Consider the following 19,275-nt stretch of genomic DNA (forward strand, 5'->3'; position numbering starts at 1 on the left):
GGACTGCGAGCGCAATGCGCCAGATAACTCTTATCGTGAGTCACTGCCTTGTTAAAGACGCTTGATACGGTCCTATGCTTCGTATGACACTGGATGAGTGGAAAAGATTAACGGAGTTGAGAAGCAAAAGTTGGTCGAGCGTTAGCTGAAACGTAGTGGCCGATTCGATGGCGGCTACAAAAAGCTCAGGCCCGCTTCCCCTTTTCAAGAAGCGGGCCTGAGCTCTATCTACTACTGGCTGGTCTGGCCAGCCAGTTAGCTAACGGCTACACACTCGAGAATTCACCGTTGCTGCCTAGGCGCGCATCGGCGTCGAGGAGCATGGAGATTTCCGCGGCCTTGTCGGCGTCGACGAGTCCGTAGCCGTCAATCATCACCTTGGCGTCGCGTGCCGGGAGGCGGCGGCCTTCGATGACCTCGAAGAGCGGGGCGCGGCCCAGCATGCCGGCCTCGAAGTGGGCGCGGCCAGTACGCAGGCGCTGCTCGGCGTGCTCACGCCACGAGGCGGCGGCGTCCGCCCCGCGCTGCTGGGACACGGCCTGCTCGAACACGCCGGGGTGGGCGTAGACGATGAGCGCGCTGACGTGGCCGAAGCCAAGCGAGGTCAGTGCCGCGGCCTTCACGCTGTGGCCCGCAGAGCCGAGGTCCAGCGGGGAACGCAGCCACACCAGGTTCGGCGCCTTCGGGGCGATGAGTGGGTCAACACAATCCAGAGACACGTTCGCCGGGATGCGGTGCGTGCGGAAGACGTCGATGATGCCGCCAGTCTGGAAGAGCGCGGCACCCGCCTTGGAGTGGCCGGTGAGCGTCTTCTGGGAGATGACGAACATCGGCTGGTCCTCATCGCGGCCAATCGCCGGCCACAGCAGGGAGTGCAGCTCCGACTCGTTGGGGTCGTTGGCGTTGGTGGAGGTGTCGTGCTTGGACAGGACGCTGACGTCGTTGGGTGTGAGGCCCAGACCGCGCAGCGAGCGCGCCAGGCGGGAGTTTTCCCGGCCACGGCCAGCACCCAGCGCACCCAGGCCAGGGGCCGGGATGGAGGTGTGGGCGCCGTCGCCGTAGGAGGCAGCGTGCGCGACCACCGCGAGCACTGGCAGTCCTAAGTCGGCTGCTAGTGAGGCGCGAACTAGCAGGACCGTGCCGCCGCCCTCGCCTTCGAGGAAGCCGCCGCGGCGGCGGTCGTTGGCGCGGGAGATGAAGCGATCATCGATTCCCTTGGCGGTCATCTTCGCGGTCTCCGCGGTGGCGTTCATGTCGCCGAAGCCCTGGAGGGACTCCACCTGGACGTCGTCGATACCGCCGGCCACGACCACGTCGGCCTTGCCCAGGGCAATCTTGTCCACGGCTTCCTCAATCGACACCGCTGCGGTAGCGCAGGCACCAATCGGGTGAATCATGGAGCCGTAGCCGCCCACCAGGGACTGCATGGTGTGCGCCGCGATGACGTTCGGCAGGGCCTCCTGCAGGATGTCGGACGGGCGCTCCTCACCGAGGAAGCGGGTGACGAAGACCTTGTGCAGGGACTCCATGCCGCCGATACCGGTGCCTTGCGTGGTGGCCACCTGGCCCGGGTGGATGGAGCGCAGCAGCTCCGCCGGGGAGAAGCCGGCCTGGGTGAAGGCATCCACCGCGCTGACCAGGTTCCACACCGCCATGCGGTCCAGGGAGTCGAGCATGTGCTCCGGGATGCCCCACTTAGCGGCGTCGAAGTCATCCGGCATCTGGGCGGCGACGGTGCGGGTCAGCGTGGCCTTGCGCGGCACCTTGACGGTGGCACCCTGGCGGCGGGTGACCTGCCATTCGCCGTCCACCTCGACGATGCTGACGAACTCCGGGTCCGCGTCCTGGATATCGCGGGCGGTGGCCTCCGAATCCACGGTGAAGGTGACGTCGCGGTCCAGGAAGACGGTGGTGAGATCGATGGAGCCGCGGTCGGTGAGGTGGTACTTATCCGTCAGCGTGCGCACGCCGGAGCGTGCGACGACCTCATCGCGGAAACGCTCGAAGATGTCCTCCTCGGCGATCTCTTCGTCGTTTTCCACGACGAACCAGCCCGGGTGCGGGTCCTCGCGCCATTCCACCAGCCCGGTCATCCAGGCCAGCTCCAGCACACCGGCAGCGGTGAGCTCCGCGGAACCATCGCGCTGCAGGCCATACTCGGCCTCGAAGCGCGTGCGGCCGGAACCCCACGAGGAGACCTCGCCGATGCCGGCGATGACCACCATGTCCTCTAGGTCCGTGGTGACCTGGCCAACTTCTTCCTCCAATCCAGGCTGTACTGCCTGCACCTGGTTGGGCAGCGCGGTGATGGTGGCGGAGGCGTCCTTATCCTCGCTCGGAACTGCGCCAGTGGTTTCGGCTGGCTCCACATCGGCAGCAAGCTCCTTGAGGGAGAAGCCTTCCAAGCCGCCGGTGAGGTCCTTCTCCACCGGTGCGTGAGCTGCCTGCTCGCGCGATTCTGGGCTAGCCAGGTCCATGAGCTCGGAAGAGATTTCTTCCGGGCTCCACACCTTGATGCCGGCCTTCTCGGCGGCGGGCACCAGCCCGTCGTTGCCGCCCATGAGGTGCGTGCCGGCGACCCAGCCGATCTTGGCCTGCGCCAGGGTGACGCCCTGCGGCCAGCCGGCCTCGACCTTCCACTTGTTGAGGATGGCATCGAGTGCGGCCTTGACCTCGCCGTAGGCGCCGTCGCCGCCGAAGGTGCCGCGGTTGGGCGAGCCCGGCAGGACGACGTGACAGCGCTTGTCCACATCCTCCTGGCTCAACCTTGCCAGCCCCGCGATGGTGCGCTCGACGGACCACAGCAGCAGGCGGGCCTGCGTCTCGGTGGTGCCGGAGGCATCCGCCAGCGAGCCGGACACACTCGGCGCGGCGAAGGGGAAGGCCAGCGTCGGGGTCAGCGCAGGCTTGAGAATCTTGACCTCGTTGCCCACGGACTCGCGCTGCTCGGAGCCGATCCAGTCGATGAGCGCGTCAATATCGCGGAAGCTCGACAGGTTCGCCGGGACCAGCCACAGGGCGGAACCGGCAGCGCCGTGCTCGGCGTAGAGCGTGCGCGCGAATTCCTTGCGGGCTTGGCTGACACGGGAGGCGGTCATGATGACCGTGGCGCCACCCTCCAGCAGGCGCTCCACCAACGCGGTGGCGATGGAACCAGGGGCAGCACCCGTGACCAGGGCAACCTCACCGGCAAACGCGCTGGGTGTGGTGTCCACGGCAGCCTGCGCGATGTCCTCGCGCTTCCACCAGCGGGCCTGACGCGCCAGGTCCTCGCCGGCACCGCGGAAGCTGTCCACCGGGTACTCGGCCTGGCCCAGGGCCAGGCGGGCGAGGCGCTCGCGGGCGATGGCCCAGGAGTCGTCGAAAAGCACGGCCTTGTTGGCATCGAAGGAAGGCGTGACGGACTTGAGCCAGCCGGAGCCGAGCTCTGCCTCGACGGCATCGATGACGGTGGTATCAGGGGCTTCGATGAGCTCCGGCTCGGAGTCTAGGCCCAGCTGGGAGAGAACCTGGCGGGCGACAGTAGCCAGCACGCCGTTCTCACCGGTGACGGTTTCGGCGAAGGCATCCAAAGCAGCGGAGTCCACCACGGCACCGCCACCGGCGCCACCGGCGGCAGCGCCCTTGGATACGGAGGCGCCGTGGGTAGCGGCGACGGCCTGGACGGCGGCGTCGATCAGCTCGTGTGCTGCGGACTTCGAGGTGGCGCTCGCCGGCACGGTGCTCAGCGAGCCGCCGCGCACGGAATCCTCCTCGCGGGAGCCGAGCAGGATCTCCGCCTCGACGTGGGCAACCCAAGACTCGGGCAAGCCCCAGGTGCCGGTGACGTAGTCCGCCACGGCGGTGGGCTTGAGTCCCGCAGCGCCGAAGAGCTGGCGCAGGCGCGCGCCGACGGCCTCACCCAGCACCGGGCCGAAAGCGGAGTAGCCCGGTGCGGCGGTGGCGACCTTCTCGCGCAGCGTGGCCACGTCGGCATCGGCGGCGCCATCGATGGCCGGCACGCCGATTTCCGCGGACATGTCCATGAGCAGCTGGTTGCGGCGCGAGGACACGCCGTTGGTCAGCTCCTCCACGGTGTCGGAGTCCGTGATCTGGTCCACGCGGATCTTGTTCTGGAAGGCGAAGAGCACCATGATGGCCTCTGCTGCGCCGAAGCGCAGCTCGGGGGCGTCGCTGGAGGCAGCTGCGGTGGTGGGCGCAGGAGTCGGTGCCGGTGCTACCTCAGCCGGAGTCTCGGCAACCTCGCCTGGTGCCTCGGTGGCTTGCGGTGCCTCTTCGGCCTCGGATTCCGCAGCGGGTTCGGCGGCGGGGGCTTCGGAGACGTCGGCAAGCATGACCTGCTCCTGGTCGCGCTCCACGTTGAGCACGCGGATGGTGCCCTCCGGGATGCCGGCGACGGCCAGCGAGCGGGTAGCCAGGTTGGTCAGCGTCGGGGAAGAAGCCAAGCCGACCTCGATGATCTGCTCGACCTTGCCGAAGAGGAGCTCTTGGGTCTCAATCCAGCGCACAGGGGAAGCGAACTGCCAGGACAGCAGCTCGATGAGCAGCAGGCGGGCGAGCTCGTGCTCGGAGAGGTCCTCCACCTTCAGCCCGTCCAACTTGCCGGAGGGCGCCAGCGGAGCCACGGCATCGACGAAGTCCTGGGTCAGCTCGAAGGGGCGGGCCACCAGGTTCGGGATATAGCGGCCTACTAGGGCATCCAGGTCCAGCTCCTGTGGCAGGAGCTCATCGAGCTTCGCCGCGAAGGCCGGGACACCCTCGCGCAGCACGCGGGAGTGGAAAGGAACATCGATGCCCGGGACCATGACGGCTGCGCGCGGGGCGATGGCGTTGGCCTTGTCCACCAGGGCCTTGAGCCCCTTCTTGGTGCCGGCGACGGAGTACTGCTGGCCGCGGATGTTGTAGTTAACAATCTCCAGGAACTCGCCGGTGGCCTCGGAGACCTCAGCCACCCAAGCGTCGACGCTATCGGCAGCAATGCCGGCCATGTTCGGGCGCAGCGCTGCCATGGCGTATTCGGAATTGCCCTCCGCATCACGCGGGACCAGGCTGCCCATGGCGGAGCCGCGGGAGTAGACGATGTCAATGACGCCCTCGAGGTCGAAGATATTCGCCAGCGAGGCCAGTGCTGTGTACTCGCCCAGGGAGTGGCCGGCGAAGTAGGAGGTCGGGGCCAGGGCGTTCTCAGCGCGCAGGCGCTCGGTCTGGGCATAGGCCACGACAGCCAGGGCCACCTGCGTGAACTGGGTCAGGTGCAGCACGCCCTGCGGGTGGCGGAAGGTGGTACCGCGGACGGAAAGTTCCGTCGGGTTCTCATCGATGATTTTCTGGATGCTAAAGCCGAGGTTCTCGCGGGTATGCGCATCGGCGCGGCGCCAGGCTTCGCGCGCTGCCGGGGAGGCCTGGCGGTCGCCCTTGCCCATACCTTCGGTCTGGATGCCCTGGCCGGGGTAGACGTACGCCGTGGCCGGCGCGGCGAGCAGGGCCTGGCCGCGGGAGACCACCTCGCCGTCGATGCGGCAGGTGACCTCGAGGGCCTGGTGGATGCCCTTGCGGCCGACGCGCTCGACGGTGATCTCGATGTCATCGCCCAGCTGCACCATGCCGTACATGGAGTAGGTCCAGCCCACTACGCGGCCGTGGCGTCCGGCCACCTGCTGCGCGGCGGCCGAGAGCCACATGCCGTGCACCAGCGGTGCCTGCAGGTTAACCAGCTGGGCCGCGTTATAGGAGGTGTGAATCGGGTTATAGTCACCGGAGACCAGCGCGAAGGGAGTCATATCCTGCGGGGCGGTGACGGTGGCGCGGTCGACGAAGGAGCGCGGAGTTGGCACCACCTTGGTGGCGGACTTGCCGCCGCCCCACTCCGGTGCCTGGCTCGGCGCGGCGGTGCCGGTGGCGCGGCCGCGGATGGCAAAGCGGTGCATCTGCGTGGCCACAATGTCGCCGGAGGCGTGGTCCTTGAGCTCCAGCTCGACCGTCACGATGCGCCCGGAGACGGATTCCTCGATGGCGGTGCAGGAGGAGGTGACGTCGATCTGGCGGCCGTCGGCAAGCTGCTCCAGCGGCACGCGCAGGTCGATGACGTGGTCCAGGTGCACCGCGTTGAGCAGGCCTTCGATGACGGGGTAGCCATCCTCCAGGCGGCCGGAGCCGAGCGCGGCATAGATGGCCGGCCAGCAGGGGCCGACCAGAACGTCAGGGGTGCCGGCCTTCTCGGCTGCAGCATCGCCGCAGGTCACCGCGCTGTGTGCGGAGAGCAGAGAGGCCGGGAAGTGGAAGGAGTAGCCGGAGTCGACGGTGGGCATCTCCGTAATCTCATCGCCCTGCTCCGCCGTGGAGCCGACACCAGCCAGTCCCTCCAAGAGGGTGAAGACGGAGTTCGGCAGGCGCTCCTCGGAGACCACCGGGGAGCCACCCGTGGCCACATCTTCCGGCAGGTCCACTGGGACGGTGACCTCGCGGACGTAGAAGGGGCGCTGCTCCTCCGGCAGATCATCCCAGTAGGAGTCCGCCGTGATGACGATCTCCCAGTTGCCCTCGGCATCCTGGCGCAGGTCGAAGGCATTCTCATCCATCTCATAAGCCGGGTTGGCCATGAGGTGGCCGTGCCACAGCAGGGTCGGGGAAGTACGCAGGAACGCGGCCTCATCGGCGGCGGAATTCAGACGGGAGAAAGCCTTCTGCGGGGTCGATCCCTGCTCCAGCAGCGCATCCGTGGTGGCCTGCTCGAAGCGGGCAAGCAGGTCTGCCACGGGCTCGTTCTTCTTGGTAATACCCGCCACGGCCACGGGGCCGGGGATGATGCGCACCTGGTCAGCGGTGTAACGCTCATCCTGCGCCTGCCAGAGCGTGTCCTTGCCGAACCAGGACTTCAGGTCACCGTCCAGGGCCGGTACCCACGGCATGGGCTTGACGTGCTTATAGTGCAGGGAAATCCACCAAGCAGCATCGCGTGCGGAGACCTCGGTGCTGCGTGCGGCGGGGTACTCGGCCAGCAGCTTGGCCACTGCCTGCGGTGCATCGTGAACATCCTCAACGCTGGTGAAGAGAGTCTCAATCTGGCCATGGTCAGCCGGGTTCAGGCGGGCCTCGACGCGATGCAGGAGATCGAAGAAGCGATCATCCCAGCTGGGATCCACGAACGGGTGGGCCAGCTCCACGAAGCGCTCGAGCCACTCCGCGTAGGTCATGGACTCCACATCGCCGAAGTAGGGCTTGCAGGTCTTGGCCAGGGCGTCGATGATCTCCTGGCGGTGGGCCGGGTATTCCTCGATGCTTAGGGAAGTAATCAGGCGCGAAGCGGCGGCGAAGGAATTATCCAGGTCGTGGATGTCCGCCAGCAGGTGCGACTGCGAGGACGCAACGCCGTGCGCGCCGGTGCCGCGGCCGACCCAGCCATCGTTGTCCTCCGGGGAAATACCGGCGGTGTTGACCAGCAGGTCCTTCACCGAATCGGTGGCCTTGGCTTCCTTGGTGGCCATGGCGACGGTGCCGAGGAAGACTGCGTCGACAGGCATGGCGGGCATAGCGTGCTTCTTCGCCCACTCACCGGTGAGGTAGGAGGTGGCGCGATCCGGGGAGGCGATGCCGCCGCCGACTGCCAGGTAGACGTTGGGGTGCTGGCGGATTTCGGCGTAGGTATCCAGCAGCATGTCATCCAGGTTGACCCAGGAGTGGTGGCCGCCGGCGTGGCCGTCCTCGACCTGCATGATGATGCGATCCTCCGGGTAGGCCGTGGCGATGGCCAGAACATCCCGGATCTGCTTTGCGGTACCGGGCTTGAAGGAGATGAAGGGGAAGCCATCGGCGTGGAGGCGGTCCAGCAGCTCGCCGGCCTCCTCTACTTCCGGAATGCCGGCGGAGATGCACACACCGTTGAAAGCCGCACCGGCCGCGCGTGCCTTGGGCACGATGCGCGCCTGGCCGAAGTGCAGGTTCCACAGGAAGCGGTCAAAGAACATGGTGTTGAACTGCGCCGTGCGACCGGGGCGCAGGTGCTGCTCCATTGTGGCCAGGTGGGCGCGGAAGACCTCATCGGAGTACATGCCGCCGCCGGCCATCTCCGTCCAGTGCCCGGCGTTCGCCGCCGCGGCGACGATCTCACCATCAGCGGAGGTCGGCGTCATGCCGCCCAGCATGATGGGGGACAGGCCCGTGAGATCGGAGAAGCGGGTCTGGGTATAGGTGCGGCCATTGGGAAGCTCGATGGTGCGCGGGGCGAAGTCGGCGTAGTTCAGGGCCTTGGGTAGTTCAGTGCCCGGCGTCGCCAGTGCATTGAGCTCCTGCGGGGTGGCGGCCGAGACCACCGTGACTCCCGTGCCTTCCACCACGCGGCGGGTGAGGTTGGTCAGTGCGCGGTCGAGAACGATGAGGTGCTCGGAGTTGAGCGTGGCCAGCGTGGCTGGCCAGTCGTGTTCTTTGACCAGGATGGCTTCTGCCTGCGCGCGGGCCTCATCCACGTCGAGGCCGCACTCCTGAGCCAGCGCCACGGTGCGCTCGGCTGCCGGGGCGAGCACCGGGTTGTGGAAAGGAAGAGCTACGGGCAGCTCATCAAAACGCGGGTTGAGCTCATCGCCGCCGACGGTGCGCTTCTCTAGCTCGGCGTTGAAGCTCTTCACTGCCTCGTCGATGGCGGTGCGGGTGGCAGCTAGGTCCTCCGGGCTGCCGGACAGCGCAAAGTGGCGGCGGCCGTTGACCACGGCGATGGCGGCGGTGCCGTGCAGGTACTCAGTGATGAAGCTGCGCTCCAGACCACGGATGGACAGCATCTGGGAGCGCGGATCGGAACCGTTGACGGCGCTGGCGGCGGTGCCCATCAGGATGGCTAGGGCCAGGGCTTCTGCTGGCTTGTCGACGGCCAACGCGCCCAAGCTTCCCTGCGAATGCCCAGCGCGCTCGTCGATGTCGACGCCGAGATCGCGCAGCTGCTCGATAGCGGCAATCTGGCCGAGGACGATGCCGGGGATGGAGACCGCCGGCAGGGCGTCGAGGGAAGTGGACTCGGTGGAACCAGCGATGAGCTGCTCGAGGCGCTCGAGCGCGCCGGGGCACGTGGAGGCGATGGTGCGTGCGGCGGGGCCGGTGAGGCTGCGTGCCTGGGCGAGGGTCTCGCGCAGGGTGTCAGCGGTGGCGGCAGTCTGCGCGGCGGTGGTGATGAAACCCTGCCAATCGGAGCCTTGTCCGGCGAAAAGTACGGCCGGGCGGGGCATGGAATGCAGCATAGTAACAGGCATCTTTCCTCTTTTGAGCTGATGGGGAACGGTTTTATGAAGAGCTGTGGGCAGGATTAGTTAGCCCTACAGAACAATCATGATGTGCCACCGTAGTCGAAGCTTTCGCGCAAAGCGGCCTCCCGCGCGGAAAATGTGAGGTTTTTCTCACGTTTGGTTTTTGGGGGTGCTCGCCGCGTCTCCGCCGCGCGAAGTTGCGCAACCTTTTGTATTCTTGGCCTCACTGCAGCGGCTCGGGGAGGAGCAGGGGTGGCTCGGCATCGGCCCGCGCAGCATGAATGAAAAGAAAAACTAGGGGGGACTATGTCTCAATCAACACCAGAGAAAACGACTAAGACACCGGCTCGGCTCAGCAAAAGCCGAGTAATCAAAACCATGACCAAGCTGGCCGGAAAGCTTGAAGAGGATTCCTCGACCGGCATGCCCACCATCAAAATTGCGGGCGGATTCTTAAGCATCGACGTCAACGAAGAGATGGGCGGCCTCTGTGTCCTTGGGTATTGGGGCGGCGCGGTGTGCTTCGACCCGGACCGGCAGCCGTTGCGTATGGAAGTCAACGATCTCAACGGCGGTGTAATATCCGGCAGCCTCGTGGCCGAGCCTTGTGGAAGCTCCGCTATGCATACCCACCTGCGGGTCTTCGCGCCGCCCTATCTGCCGTCGACGGCCACGAACGCTCAGCTCAAGAGCATTATTGCGGGCTATGCGGCCGAGATGTCAGCGGTCTTCGCGCGCCTGGATGAACAGTTTCCGGAGGAGCCGTCCAAGCCACAGAAGGGGTCTGGGCTTAAGCCGGTATCTCCCCACTATTTCAGCGAGGCCTATGGGGTTTCAGCGGTGGGGATGTGGCGGGTGCACGAGCGTGCCACGCGCCTGGCGATGATCGGCACGCCCGTTCACGTAGTGGACCACCGGAATGGAGCCGTGAGCATCCTTATTAATGAACACGCGATCACTATTGAAGCTGCTCGCGATGGCTCCGGGGATATTGAGCTCAGCCTCGTCACCCCCTCCGGCCGCTGCGCGTGTGACCTGGATGCGCTCGTGCGCTGGGCCGAGTTCATGAATGACGACCAGTATGTCTACTCTGCTCGCATCGAAGTGGTGAACCTCGACGGCGGCGATGAGCAGGACTTGGTCCTCGTGACCACGGCCCGCATCCCCACGAAGTGGGGCTACACCGATGAGCAGCTGGATTGGCAGCTCAGCACGTTGGTGAGCCAGCTTGTCGGTGCTGGTGAAGCGTTCTACCGAACCTTCAACCCCACGCGCGTGATGCGCTATATCGACCGCGCGGCCTAGGCGGGAGCCTCTTCTCCGAGCAGTTTCAGCAGGTCCTTCTGCACTTCGCGGCGGCGGACCTTGCCCAGCTGGTCGGAGGCCAGGTGTTCGAAGTGGTAGAAGGTGCGCGGCACCTTGTAGCGGGTCAGGCGCTCGCGGCAGTAGTCCTTGAGGCCCTCCGGATCGAGCACCGCGCCATCCTCCAGGATGATGCAGGCCACGACATCCTCGGAACCATCCGCGCGCGGGCGGCCGACGATGGCCACGTTGGTGACGTCCGGGTGCTGGCGGATAACGTCTTCCACCTCGGCCGGGTACACATTGAAGCCGCCGGTAATGATCATCTCCTTGATGCGGGAGACGATCTTGATGAAGCCATCGGACTCCATGATCGCCATGTCGCCCGTGCGGTACCAACCATCGTGGAAGGACTGCTCGGTGGCCTCAGGCATGTTGAAGTAACCCTTGAATACCTGCGGCCCGCGCACGAGGAGCTCGCCCGCGGTGCCATCCGGCTGGGTCTCGCTGAGGTTGTCTGGGTTGCCGATGCGCACCTCGGTATCCGGGAAGGGAATGCCGATGTAGCCGGGGCGGCGGCTCGTGTTGAGCGGGTTTGCAGCGACAATCGGCGAGGTTTCCGTGAGCCCGTAGCCTTCCACGAGTAGGCCACCGGTGAGTGTTTCCCATTCCTCAACGATGTCCTCTGGCAACGCCGCTGCACCCGAGAGACTGTTTTCGATGCCGTGGAGATCGATGTTCTGTTCCTTGGCTGCCTCCATGACCTTGGAGTAGATCGTGGGCACACCCGGCATCCAAGTGGGGCGGCGCTTCTTCATAATGTCGAGGAGCAGCGGAATCTTTGGCGCCGGGGTGAGGACTAACTCGCCGCCAATGTGTACGCCGAGGGCTGCGATGAGGGTGAGGCCATAGACGTGGAAGAGGGGGAGGGCAGCGAGCATGCGCTCGGGCTTCTTGCCGATTTCGGGGACCCACGCTTCCGCCATCTTCATGTTGCAGTAGAGGTTGGAGTGGGTTAACTCCGCGCCTTTGGGCTTGCCGGTGGTTCCGGAGGTGTAAAGGATCAGCGCGGTATCTTCGCGGTTGACCTTGGCATCCTGTAGCTTCTGGCCTTGTCCGCCGATGGCGCGCCCGGTGAGCGTGCTCCACGGAACGGTGTTAGGGGCGGGAATTGAGAGCTCGGCGCGCTTGTCCTTAATGATGGGAAGTGGCAAGCGCAGTAGCAGCTGCTTGGGGCGCGGCATGGCCTCGATCATGTTGACCGTGACGATCGTTTCCAGCGGCGTGGTATCACGCAGCTCCTCAAAGACCGGGCTCGCCTTATCCCAGACCACGGCCACGCGGGCGGCGTGGTCTTGGAAGAGGGGCTCGAGCTCGGCCGCGGTGTAGAGCGGGTTGTGCTCCACGACGGTCGCCCCGAGCTTCAAGATGGCATAGAAGACCGCCACGTGCTGGGGGCAGTTGGGGAGTGCCACGGCGACGCGGTCGCCGGGACGAATGCCGAAGGCCTTAAGCCCCGCTGCGGCGGCGCGCACGTGGGTATCGAGTTCGCGGTAGGTCATTTGGTGGCCAAAGAACCACGTGGCGGGCCTTTCGCCGAACTCTTCCACGGTTTCTCGGTAGGAGTCCAAGAGCGTTTCGGTGCCGTAATCCAGATTGGGCTTAGTCCACTCAGGGTAATACTGGAGCCAGGCTTTCGACTCAAAGGCGGAGGGGGCCTGGGCAGGGGATTCGGACATGTTCGCGAACTCCTTAGGTGGTCAAACTTGTTATGTGTGGAACAGTATAGCCAATCTGTGACAGAAGTCTCGCAAAACTTAGCAAAGTTGCTTAAAGTAACGAAATCTTTTCGGGACAAATCAATAACCCCGGTGATGTGCGTCTATCACGCAGGGATCGCTCCGGGGTTATGGCGTGCTACTTCTCCGCCTTGAGGCGCTCAAGCAGGTCTGCTTGAACCTCGCGGCGACGAATCTTGCCCAGCTGGTCGGTGGCCAGCTTCTCAAAGTGGTAGAAGGTGCGAGGCACCTTGTAGCGGGTCAAGCGCTCGCGGCAGTAGTCCTTGAGGCCCTCGGGGTCGAGCGCGGCGCCGTCGTTCAGCACGATGCAGGCCACGACGTCTTCCGAGCCGTCCGAACGCGGGCGGCCCACCACGGCGGCCTCCGCCACGTCCGGGTGGTCCAGCAGCGTTTCCTCAACCTCGCCGGGGTAGACGTTGAAGCCGCCGGTGATGATGATTTCCTTGATGCGGCTGACCAAGCGGATGAAGCCATCTTCCTCCATCACGCCCATATCACCGGTGCGGAACCAGCCATTGTGGAAGGCCTTCTCGGTGGCTTCCTCATCGCCGAAGTAACCCTTGAAAATCTGCGGGCCGCGGGCAAGAACCTCGCCCTCCTGGCCATCCGGCATGGTTTCATCCAGGTTCTCCGGGTTAGCGATGCGAATCTCAGTGTCCGGGAAAGGGATGCCCACGTAGCCGGGGCGGCGGTCGTTGCTCATGGGGTTGCCCACGATGATGGGCGAGCACTCCGTCAGGCCATAGCCCTCCACGAGCATGCCGCCGGTGTACTTCTCCCACTTCTCCACGGTATTGACCGGCAGGGTGGATGCACCGGAGAAGGCCGCGCGCACGCCGTCGAGGGAGACGTCGTTTTCTTCCGCCTTCGCCACGATGCGCTCGTACAAGGTCGGCACACCCGGTACCCAGGTTGGGGTGTGCTTCTTCATCAGGTCCATGATGAGCGGCATCTGCGGGCTCGGAATCAGAACCAGCTCGCTGGCGATGAGCGGCGCCAAGGTGGCGTTCATGGTCAGGCCATAGGCGTGGAAGAAGGGGAGTGCGGCGAGCATGCGCTCAGGGGAATCACCCAGGCCCGGTACCCAGTGCTTGCCCATCAAGAGGTTGGAGAAGAGGTTGCCGTGGGTCAGCTCCGCACCCTTGGGGCTACCCGTGGTGCCGGAGGTGTAGAGGATCAGCGCGGTGGTGTCCTTGGTGACTTCCTCCGGCGTGATGACATCAGAACCGTCGCCGCCAATGGCGTTGCCCACGAGGGACTCCCACGGCACCGTGTTCGGCGCCGGGGCGGTGAGCTGATCGCGCTTGGACTTCAGCGGCGGAATAGGCAGACGCAGGGCCAGGCGCTGCGGAGTCGGCATCGCGTTGATCATGTTGATAGAGACGACGGTCTCCAGGGAGGTCGTCGGGCGCAGCTTCTCCAAGGTGGAGGCCGTCTTATCCCACGCAATAGCGATGCGCGCGCCGTGGTTCTTAAACAGACCCTCCAGCTCATGGGCGGTGTAGAGCGGGTTGTGCAGAACTGCGATGGCGCCCAGTTTGAGCACGGCCCAGAAAGCGGAGATGAACTGCGGGCAGTTGGGCGCGACGATGGCAACGCGGTCTCCCGGGCGCACGCCGAAGGCGCGCAGACCGGCGGCGGCGCGGCGGACCTGCTTGTCCAGCTCGGCGTAGGTCTGCGTGCGGCCGAAGAAGTAGGTTGCCGGCTTGTCGGGGTGGAGCGCGAGGTTGTTGTCGTAAACGTCGAGAAGCGTGGTGTCCCCGTACTCCAAGCTGTGCGGGGTCCACTCCGGGTAGTACTGGAGCCACGCCTTGGACTCGTATGCCGACATCGATTCACCTTTCGGTCGCGTAGGTTGAGGTACGGACCAGTATAACGCGGCTCGTTTCGGGATACACTGGACAATTATGCGCATCGCGATGATTTCCATGCACACCTCGCCCCTTGAACAGCCCGGTTCCGGGGATGCAGGCGGTATGAACGTCTATGTTCTCAACACTGCCCGCCAGCTCGCGCGCCTCGGCGTAGAGGTCGATATTTTCACCCGCGCCACGCGCCCCAGTCAGGGGGAAGTGGTAGACGTCGAGGAGCGCCTGCGCGTCATCAACATCGTGGCGGGGCCCTATGAAGGTTTGAGCAAAGAGGAACTGCCCACCCAGCTGGCCGCGTTCACGGGTGGCATCTTCAACTTCGCGCGCTGTTTTGAGGTGGACTATGACGTCATCCACTCCCACTACTGGCTCTCCGGTCAGGTGGGTTGGCTGCTGCGTGACCTTTGGGATATCCCCCTCGTCCACACCGCGCACACGCTGGCCGCGGTGAAGAACGTGCACCGCACGCTCGATGACACCCCGGAGACCGAAGCCCGCCGAATCTGCGAGCAGCAACTGGTGGATAACGCCGACATCCTGGTGGTCAACACCGCCCAGGAAACCCGCGATCTGATCGAGCACTATGATGCATCGCCGGACAATATCGTTGTGGTCTCCCCGGGTGCGGATACGGATCTCTACACCCCGGGCACGGACCGCATGACGGAGCGTGCGCGCCGCCAGCTGGGCATCCCCCTGCACACCAAGGTGGTGGCGTTTGTGGGCCGCCTGCAAAAATTCAAGGGCCCTGACGTACTCATTCGCGCAACGGCGGAGCTGATGGAGCGCGATCCGGATCGTCGCCTGCGCGTGGTCATCTGTGGCGGCGCCTCCGGGGCGAATTCCTCGCCGGACACCTACCACAATCTGGCCCGCGAGCTGGGGGTGGAGCGCGTCGTGCGTTTCCTCAGCCCGCGCCCGCCGCAGGAGCTCGTGGCCATCTATCAGGCCGCGGATATCGTCGCGGTGCCCAGTTATAACGAGTCCTTTGGGCTGGTGGCCATGGAGGCCCAGGCTTCCGGAACGCCCGTCGTGGCGGCGGCTGTCGGCGGCTTGCCCATCGCGGTTGCGGACGGCGATACTGGCCTGCTCGTCCACTCCCATTCGGCGCAGGATTGGGCCGACGCGCTAGAGCAGTTGCTTGACGACGACCCCCGCCGCATCTCCATGGGCGAAGCCGCCGTCGATCACGCCCAGCAATTCAGTTGGGCAGCGGCCGCCACCCAGTTGGAGAATATTTATGCCGACGCGATGAGTATTGAGATTCCGGACTGCCACGCGCGCCGGGCAATCGGATACTAATCCCACACAAGTGGGCACAAACCCACACTTAGGGGTGATGTGCTCGGGTTCACAGGCGAGCTGCCGAAAAACGTGGCATGCTGGTGTTTATGAGTAACGGAAAGCTGATTCTACTTCGACACGGACAGTCCGAATGGAACGAGTCCAACCAGTTCACCGGTTGGGTTGATGTCAACCTCACCGCCAAGGGTGAGGGTGAGGCCAAGCGTGGCGGCGAGCTGCTCAAGGAACAGGGCATCCTGCCGAACGTTGTCTACACCTCCCTGCTGCGCCGCGCCATCCGCACCGCCAACATCGCGCTCAACGCTGCGGACCGCCACTGGATCCCGGTCGTGCGTGACTGGCGTTTGAACGAGCGCCACTACGGTGCCCTGCAGGGCCTCAACAAGGCCGAGACCAAGGACAAGTACGGCGAGGAGCAGTTCATGGCATGGCGCCGTTCCTACGGCACCCCGCCGCCGGAGCTGGAGGATGGCGCCGAGTACTCCCAGGCCGGTGACCCGCGCTACGCCAACCTGGATCAGGTTCCGCGCACCGAGTGCCTGAAGGACGTCGTCGAGCGCTTCGTTCCTTATTTCGAGGAGGAGATCCTCCCGCGCGCCAAGAAGGGTGAAACCGTTCTCATCGCCGCACACGGCAACTCCCTGCGTGCGCTGGTCAAGCACTTGGATCAGATCTCCGATGAGGAGATTGCCGGCCTCAACATCCCGACTGGCATCCCACTGGTCTACGAGATCACCGAGGACGGTTCCGTGGTGAACCCCGGCGGCACCTACCTGGATCCGGAAGCTGCCGCTGCCGGCGCTGCCGCCGTGGCTGCTCAGGGTGGAAAGAACTAAACACCGAGCAAGCTGCGTGCTGCGCGCAATCCCCAGGGAGCATATACTCCTTGGGGATTCTTTGTAGGGGCGTGAATGATTGTGGAACTGGTTTTAGCTTTTCTTGCCGGCGTGGTGGCCTGCGGCCTAGCCATTCCGGTGCTGACTCGGTTCCGTGAACGCATGGAGCGCCGCCGTGTCCGCGATGCGGACGCCAACCAGGTCACCAGCGTGAGCCAGGTCCTGCACCTCGCCGTGGCGGGCTCGCCGGCCGGCATGACGGTGCTCTCGCGCGATAAAGAAGTCATCTTTTCCAACCCTGCGTCCCACGAAATGTCGATGGTGCACGACCGTGCCGTGAACCCCGATATTTGGAAGGTGGCGGAAGAGGTCTTCGACGATAAGGAGACCCGAACGCTGGACCTTGCCATTCCCAAGCGGCGCACCGGTAACCGCGTGATTCAGGTACGCGCGGTGGTTCAGCCGCTGACGCTGAACGACGATCGCTTCGTCATCGTCTACGGCACCGACGAGTCCGAATCGGTGCGCATGGAATCTGCCCGCCGTGACTTCGTGGCTAACGTGTCGCACGAGTTGAAGACCCCGGTGGGCGGCATCGCCCTACTAGCCGAGGCCCTCCTCGAGGACACGGGGGATCCCGAGCACGTCGAGTACTTCGGCAGCAGGGTGCAAAAGGAAGCCGCCCGCATGGCCGAGATGGTCAGCGAGCTGATTTCCCTGTCCAAGCTGCAGGGCGCGGAGGCGCTGCCAGAAATGGAGCCTCTCGACCTCGATGACGTCATCGATGAGGCCATTACCCGCAACCAGCTCGCCGCCGATTCCCACCACAACCAGCTCACCCGCGGCGAATCCGCAGGTGTTCATGTGATGGGAGATAAATCCCTCCTGGTTACGGCGATCTCAAACTTGATCTCCAACGCCATCCACTATTCGCCGGATGAGCTTCCGGTATCGGTGACGCAGAAGGTCGTCGGCGGGAAGGTCGTGCATATCAGAGTCACGGACCGCGGCATCGGCATCGCCCCGGAAGATCAGAAGCGGGTATTTGAGCGCTTCTTCCGCGTGGATAAGGCACGCTCCCGGCAGACCGGCGGGACTGGCCTCGGCTTGGCCATTGTGAAGCATGTCGTGGCTAATCACGGCGGCAATATCAAGTTGTGGTCACGCCCCGGAACTGGCTCGACTTTCACAATCGAGCTCCCTATATATACCGAAGAGAAGCCAGCAGATAATCTTATTAACCGGGATAATATAGAAGACGGAGCCGTCAGCTCTGCCGCCCCTGGTTTGCAGCGCGCCGTGGCGCGTGTAGCAGCTCGTCGAAAGGATAAAGCGCAATGACCACCATCCTCATCGTTGAAGATGAAGAGTCGCTGGCCGATCCCCTCGCCTTCCTCCTCCGAAAGGAGGGATTCGACGTTCTCCTCGCCCCCGACGGGCCCAGCGCGCTCGAACAGTTTGCGGCAAATAACGTAGACATCGTCCTGCTGGACCTCATGCTGCCGGGAATGTCTGGAACGGACGTGTGCAAGCAACTGCGCACGACGTCTTCTGTGCCGGTGATTATGGTGACCGCGCGCGACTCGGAGATTGACAAGGTCGTGGGCCTGGAGCTGGGCGCGGATGATTATGTGACCAAGCCTTATTCCTCCCGCGAGCTCATCGCCCGCATCCGCGCGGTGCTGCGCCGTGGCCAGGATGCCTCTTCCGAGCACGCTGAGGAGGAGCCCGACGAGCAAATCCTGGAAGGCGGCCGCGTGCGCATGGACGTGGAGCGCCACACGGTTCTCGTGGCCGGCGAGCCGGTATCCATGCCGCTCAAGGAGTTTGACCTCCTCGAATACCTACTGCGCAACGCCGGACGCGTGCTGACTCGCGGCCAACTCATTGACCGCATCTGGGGCGCGGATTATGTGGGCGATACCAAGACCCTCGACGTTCACGTCAAGCGCCTCCGCTCCAAGATTGAGGCCGAGCCTTCCCGCCCACAGCAACTCGTGACGGTGCGCGGCCTGGGCTATAAGTTCGAGGCTTAAGCGCGGGGGTCCGCCGGGTGCCGCGGGAACTCGACCCCGGACCGCGCCCGGGCTTCGCAGTGCGTGGCCAGGATTTCGTAGCACTCCTCCCCGAGTAGCGCGATCAGCTCGGTTTTCAGCGACTTCCACAGCGGTTTTTCCGCAATGTGGCAGGAGGGATCTGCCGAGCAATACCAATCAAAGTCCTCGCCGCCGTTGCCCCACCCGCGGCGGTCATATTCGCCGATAGTGGTGCGTAGGATTTCCTCCCCATCGGGGCGCTCCTCATAGTCTTCGTGCCGGCGAATCGGCAGCTGCCAGCACACCTCGGGCTTGACCACGGTGAGTTCCTCACCCGACTCGAGCGCCCACTGGTGGATAGCGCAGCCCGCGCCCGTGGGCCAGCCGGCGCGGTTGGCGAAGATGCAGGCGCCGTCGACAAGCGGCGTCTTCAGTGCCGGTTCCGGCTCGCCATCCTCGCCGTCGAGCTCATCCCATTCCAGCCAGGGTTCCAGCTCCTCAGGTTCTCCGTGCTCCAGGAACTCATCTACCCCCGCAGGGCGGTGCTGCCAGAAGCGGGCGGGCATGCGCGCGACGGCGTCGCGAAGCTGCTCTCGATCCGTCTCATCAGCCATGTAGGCGCCGTGCACGCAGCAGCCGACGTCGGGCTGTTGCTTATCGATGCCGTGGCACCTCTCCGTCCCAAACTGGCAGGCATAGTGTGATTCGAGCCAGGTCAGGTCGATGGAAAAGACGTGGAGTGGATCGTTTGGATCCGTAAATTCAAACCACTCTCTGGGAAAATCGGGGGCCTTTTCGCGGCCGGCCAAGATAGAAGCCGCCGCTGGGGAGGAGGCGGGAAAACCCAGGTAAACTTCATTTGATTTCGGGCGATTCACACCTACCCACGGTAGACC

9 protein-coding genes are annotated in these 19,275 nt (G+C 64.6%); 5 read left to right on the forward strand and 4 right to left on the reverse strand.

The window, feature by feature from the left end; genetic code table 11:
• Positions 1-266: 266 nt before the first annotated feature.
• On the reverse strand, positions 267-9,236 hold the full coding sequence (locus CAURI_RS01570) for a type I polyketide synthase (RefSeq protein ID WP_012714800.1): 8,970 nt from the start codon (positions 9,234-9,236) through the stop codon (positions 267-269).
• A gap of 372 nt (positions 9,237-9,608) precedes the next feature.
• Here CAURI_RS01570 and CAURI_RS01575 point away from each other — a divergent pair, with 372 nt between their 5' ends.
• Positions 9,609-10,535, forward strand: coding sequence for a hypothetical protein (locus tag CAURI_RS01575; RefSeq protein WP_029158967.1), 927 nt, complete (start codon positions 9,609-9,611; stop codon positions 10,533-10,535).
• Here CAURI_RS01575 and CAURI_RS01580 read toward each other — a convergent pair.
• Both CAURI_RS01580 and CAURI_RS01585 read right to left on the reverse strand, forming a co-directional pair.
• On the reverse strand, positions 10,532-12,271 hold the full coding sequence (locus CAURI_RS01580; RefSeq protein WP_010189832.1) for a long-chain-fatty-acid--CoA ligase: 1,740 nt from the start codon (positions 12,269-12,271) through the stop codon (positions 10,532-10,534). The two genes, CAURI_RS01575 and CAURI_RS01580, sit on opposite strands and share 4 nt — an antisense overlap.
• Positions 12,272-12,449: 178 nt before the next feature.
• Positions 12,450-14,162, reverse strand: a complete 1,713-nt coding sequence (locus tag CAURI_RS01585) for a long-chain-fatty-acid--CoA ligase (RefSeq protein WP_010189830.1) — start codon at positions 14,160-14,162, stop codon at positions 12,450-12,452.
• 76 nt (positions 14,163-14,238) lie between these two features.
• Between CAURI_RS01585 and mshA the strand changes: the two genes are divergently transcribed.
• The 4 genes from mshA to CAURI_RS01605 all read left to right on the forward strand — a co-directional run bounded on the left by mshA (position 14,239) and on the right by CAURI_RS01605 (position 18,379).
• Positions 14,239-15,504: a D-inositol-3-phosphate glycosyltransferase gene (gene mshA / locus CAURI_RS01590; RefSeq protein ID WP_010189828.1), complete on the forward strand. Its 1,266-nt coding sequence runs from the start codon at positions 14,239-14,241 to the stop codon at positions 15,502-15,504.
• 89 nt (positions 15,505-15,593) lie between these two features.
• Entirely contained in the window at positions 15,594-16,343 is a 750-nt protein-coding gene (locus CAURI_RS01595) for a phosphoglyceromutase (RefSeq protein WP_029158966.1), read from the forward strand.
• Between the two features lie 75 nt (positions 16,344-16,418).
• A complete protein-coding gene (locus tag CAURI_RS01600; protein WP_010189825.1) occupies positions 16,419-17,684 on the forward strand; it encodes a sensor histidine kinase in 1,266 nt (421 codons plus the stop codon).
• Positions 17,681-18,379, forward strand: coding sequence for a response regulator transcription factor (locus CAURI_RS01605; protein ID WP_010189824.1), 699 nt, complete (start codon positions 17,681-17,683; stop codon positions 18,377-18,379). Before CAURI_RS01600 ends, CAURI_RS01605 begins: the two co-directional genes overlap by 4 nt.
• On the opposite strand, the gene CAURI_RS01610 is transcribed toward CAURI_RS01605, so the two are convergent.
• Positions 18,376-19,257 (reverse strand): DUF3109 family protein, encoded by an 882-nt coding sequence (locus CAURI_RS01610; protein ID WP_010189823.1) that lies wholly within the window; start codon positions 19,255-19,257, stop codon positions 18,376-18,378. The two genes, CAURI_RS01605 and CAURI_RS01610, sit on opposite strands and share 4 nt — an antisense overlap.
• Between the last annotated feature and the right edge of the window lie 18 nt (positions 19,258-19,275).

This window comes from Corynebacterium aurimucosum ATCC 700975, from assembly GCF_000022905.1.
GTDB classification, from domain to species: Bacteria; Actinomycetota; Actinomycetes; order Mycobacteriales; family Mycobacteriaceae; genus Corynebacterium; species Corynebacterium aurimucosum_F.

Excerpts from the sequence above, each read along its gene's own strand:
- CAURI_RS01570 (WP_012714800.1), bottom strand. The coding sequence starts at position 9,236 with ATGCCTGTTACTATGCTGCATTCCATGCCCCGCCCGGCCGTACTTTTC.
- CAURI_RS01575 (WP_029158967.1), top strand. The coding sequence starts at position 9,609 with ATGACCAAGCTGGCCGGAAAGCTTGAAGAGGATTCCTCGACCGGCATG.
- CAURI_RS01580 (WP_010189832.1), bottom strand. The coding sequence starts at position 12,271 with ATGTCCGAATCCCCTGCCCAGGCCCCCTCCGCCTTTGAGTCGAAAGCC.
- CAURI_RS01585 (WP_010189830.1), bottom strand. The coding sequence starts at position 14,162 with ATGTCGGCATACGAGTCCAAGGCGTGGCTCCAGTACTACCCGGAGTGG.
- mshA (WP_010189828.1), top strand. The coding sequence starts at position 14,239 with ATGCGCATCGCGATGATTTCCATGCACACCTCGCCCCTTGAACAGCCC.
- CAURI_RS01595 (WP_029158966.1), top strand. The coding sequence starts at position 15,594 with ATGAGTAACGGAAAGCTGATTCTACTTCGACACGGACAGTCCGAATGG.
- CAURI_RS01600 (WP_010189825.1), top strand. The coding sequence starts at position 16,419 with ATGATTGTGGAACTGGTTTTAGCTTTTCTTGCCGGCGTGGTGGCCTGC.
- CAURI_RS01605 (WP_010189824.1), top strand. The coding sequence starts at position 17,681 with ATGACCACCATCCTCATCGTTGAAGATGAAGAGTCGCTGGCCGATCCC.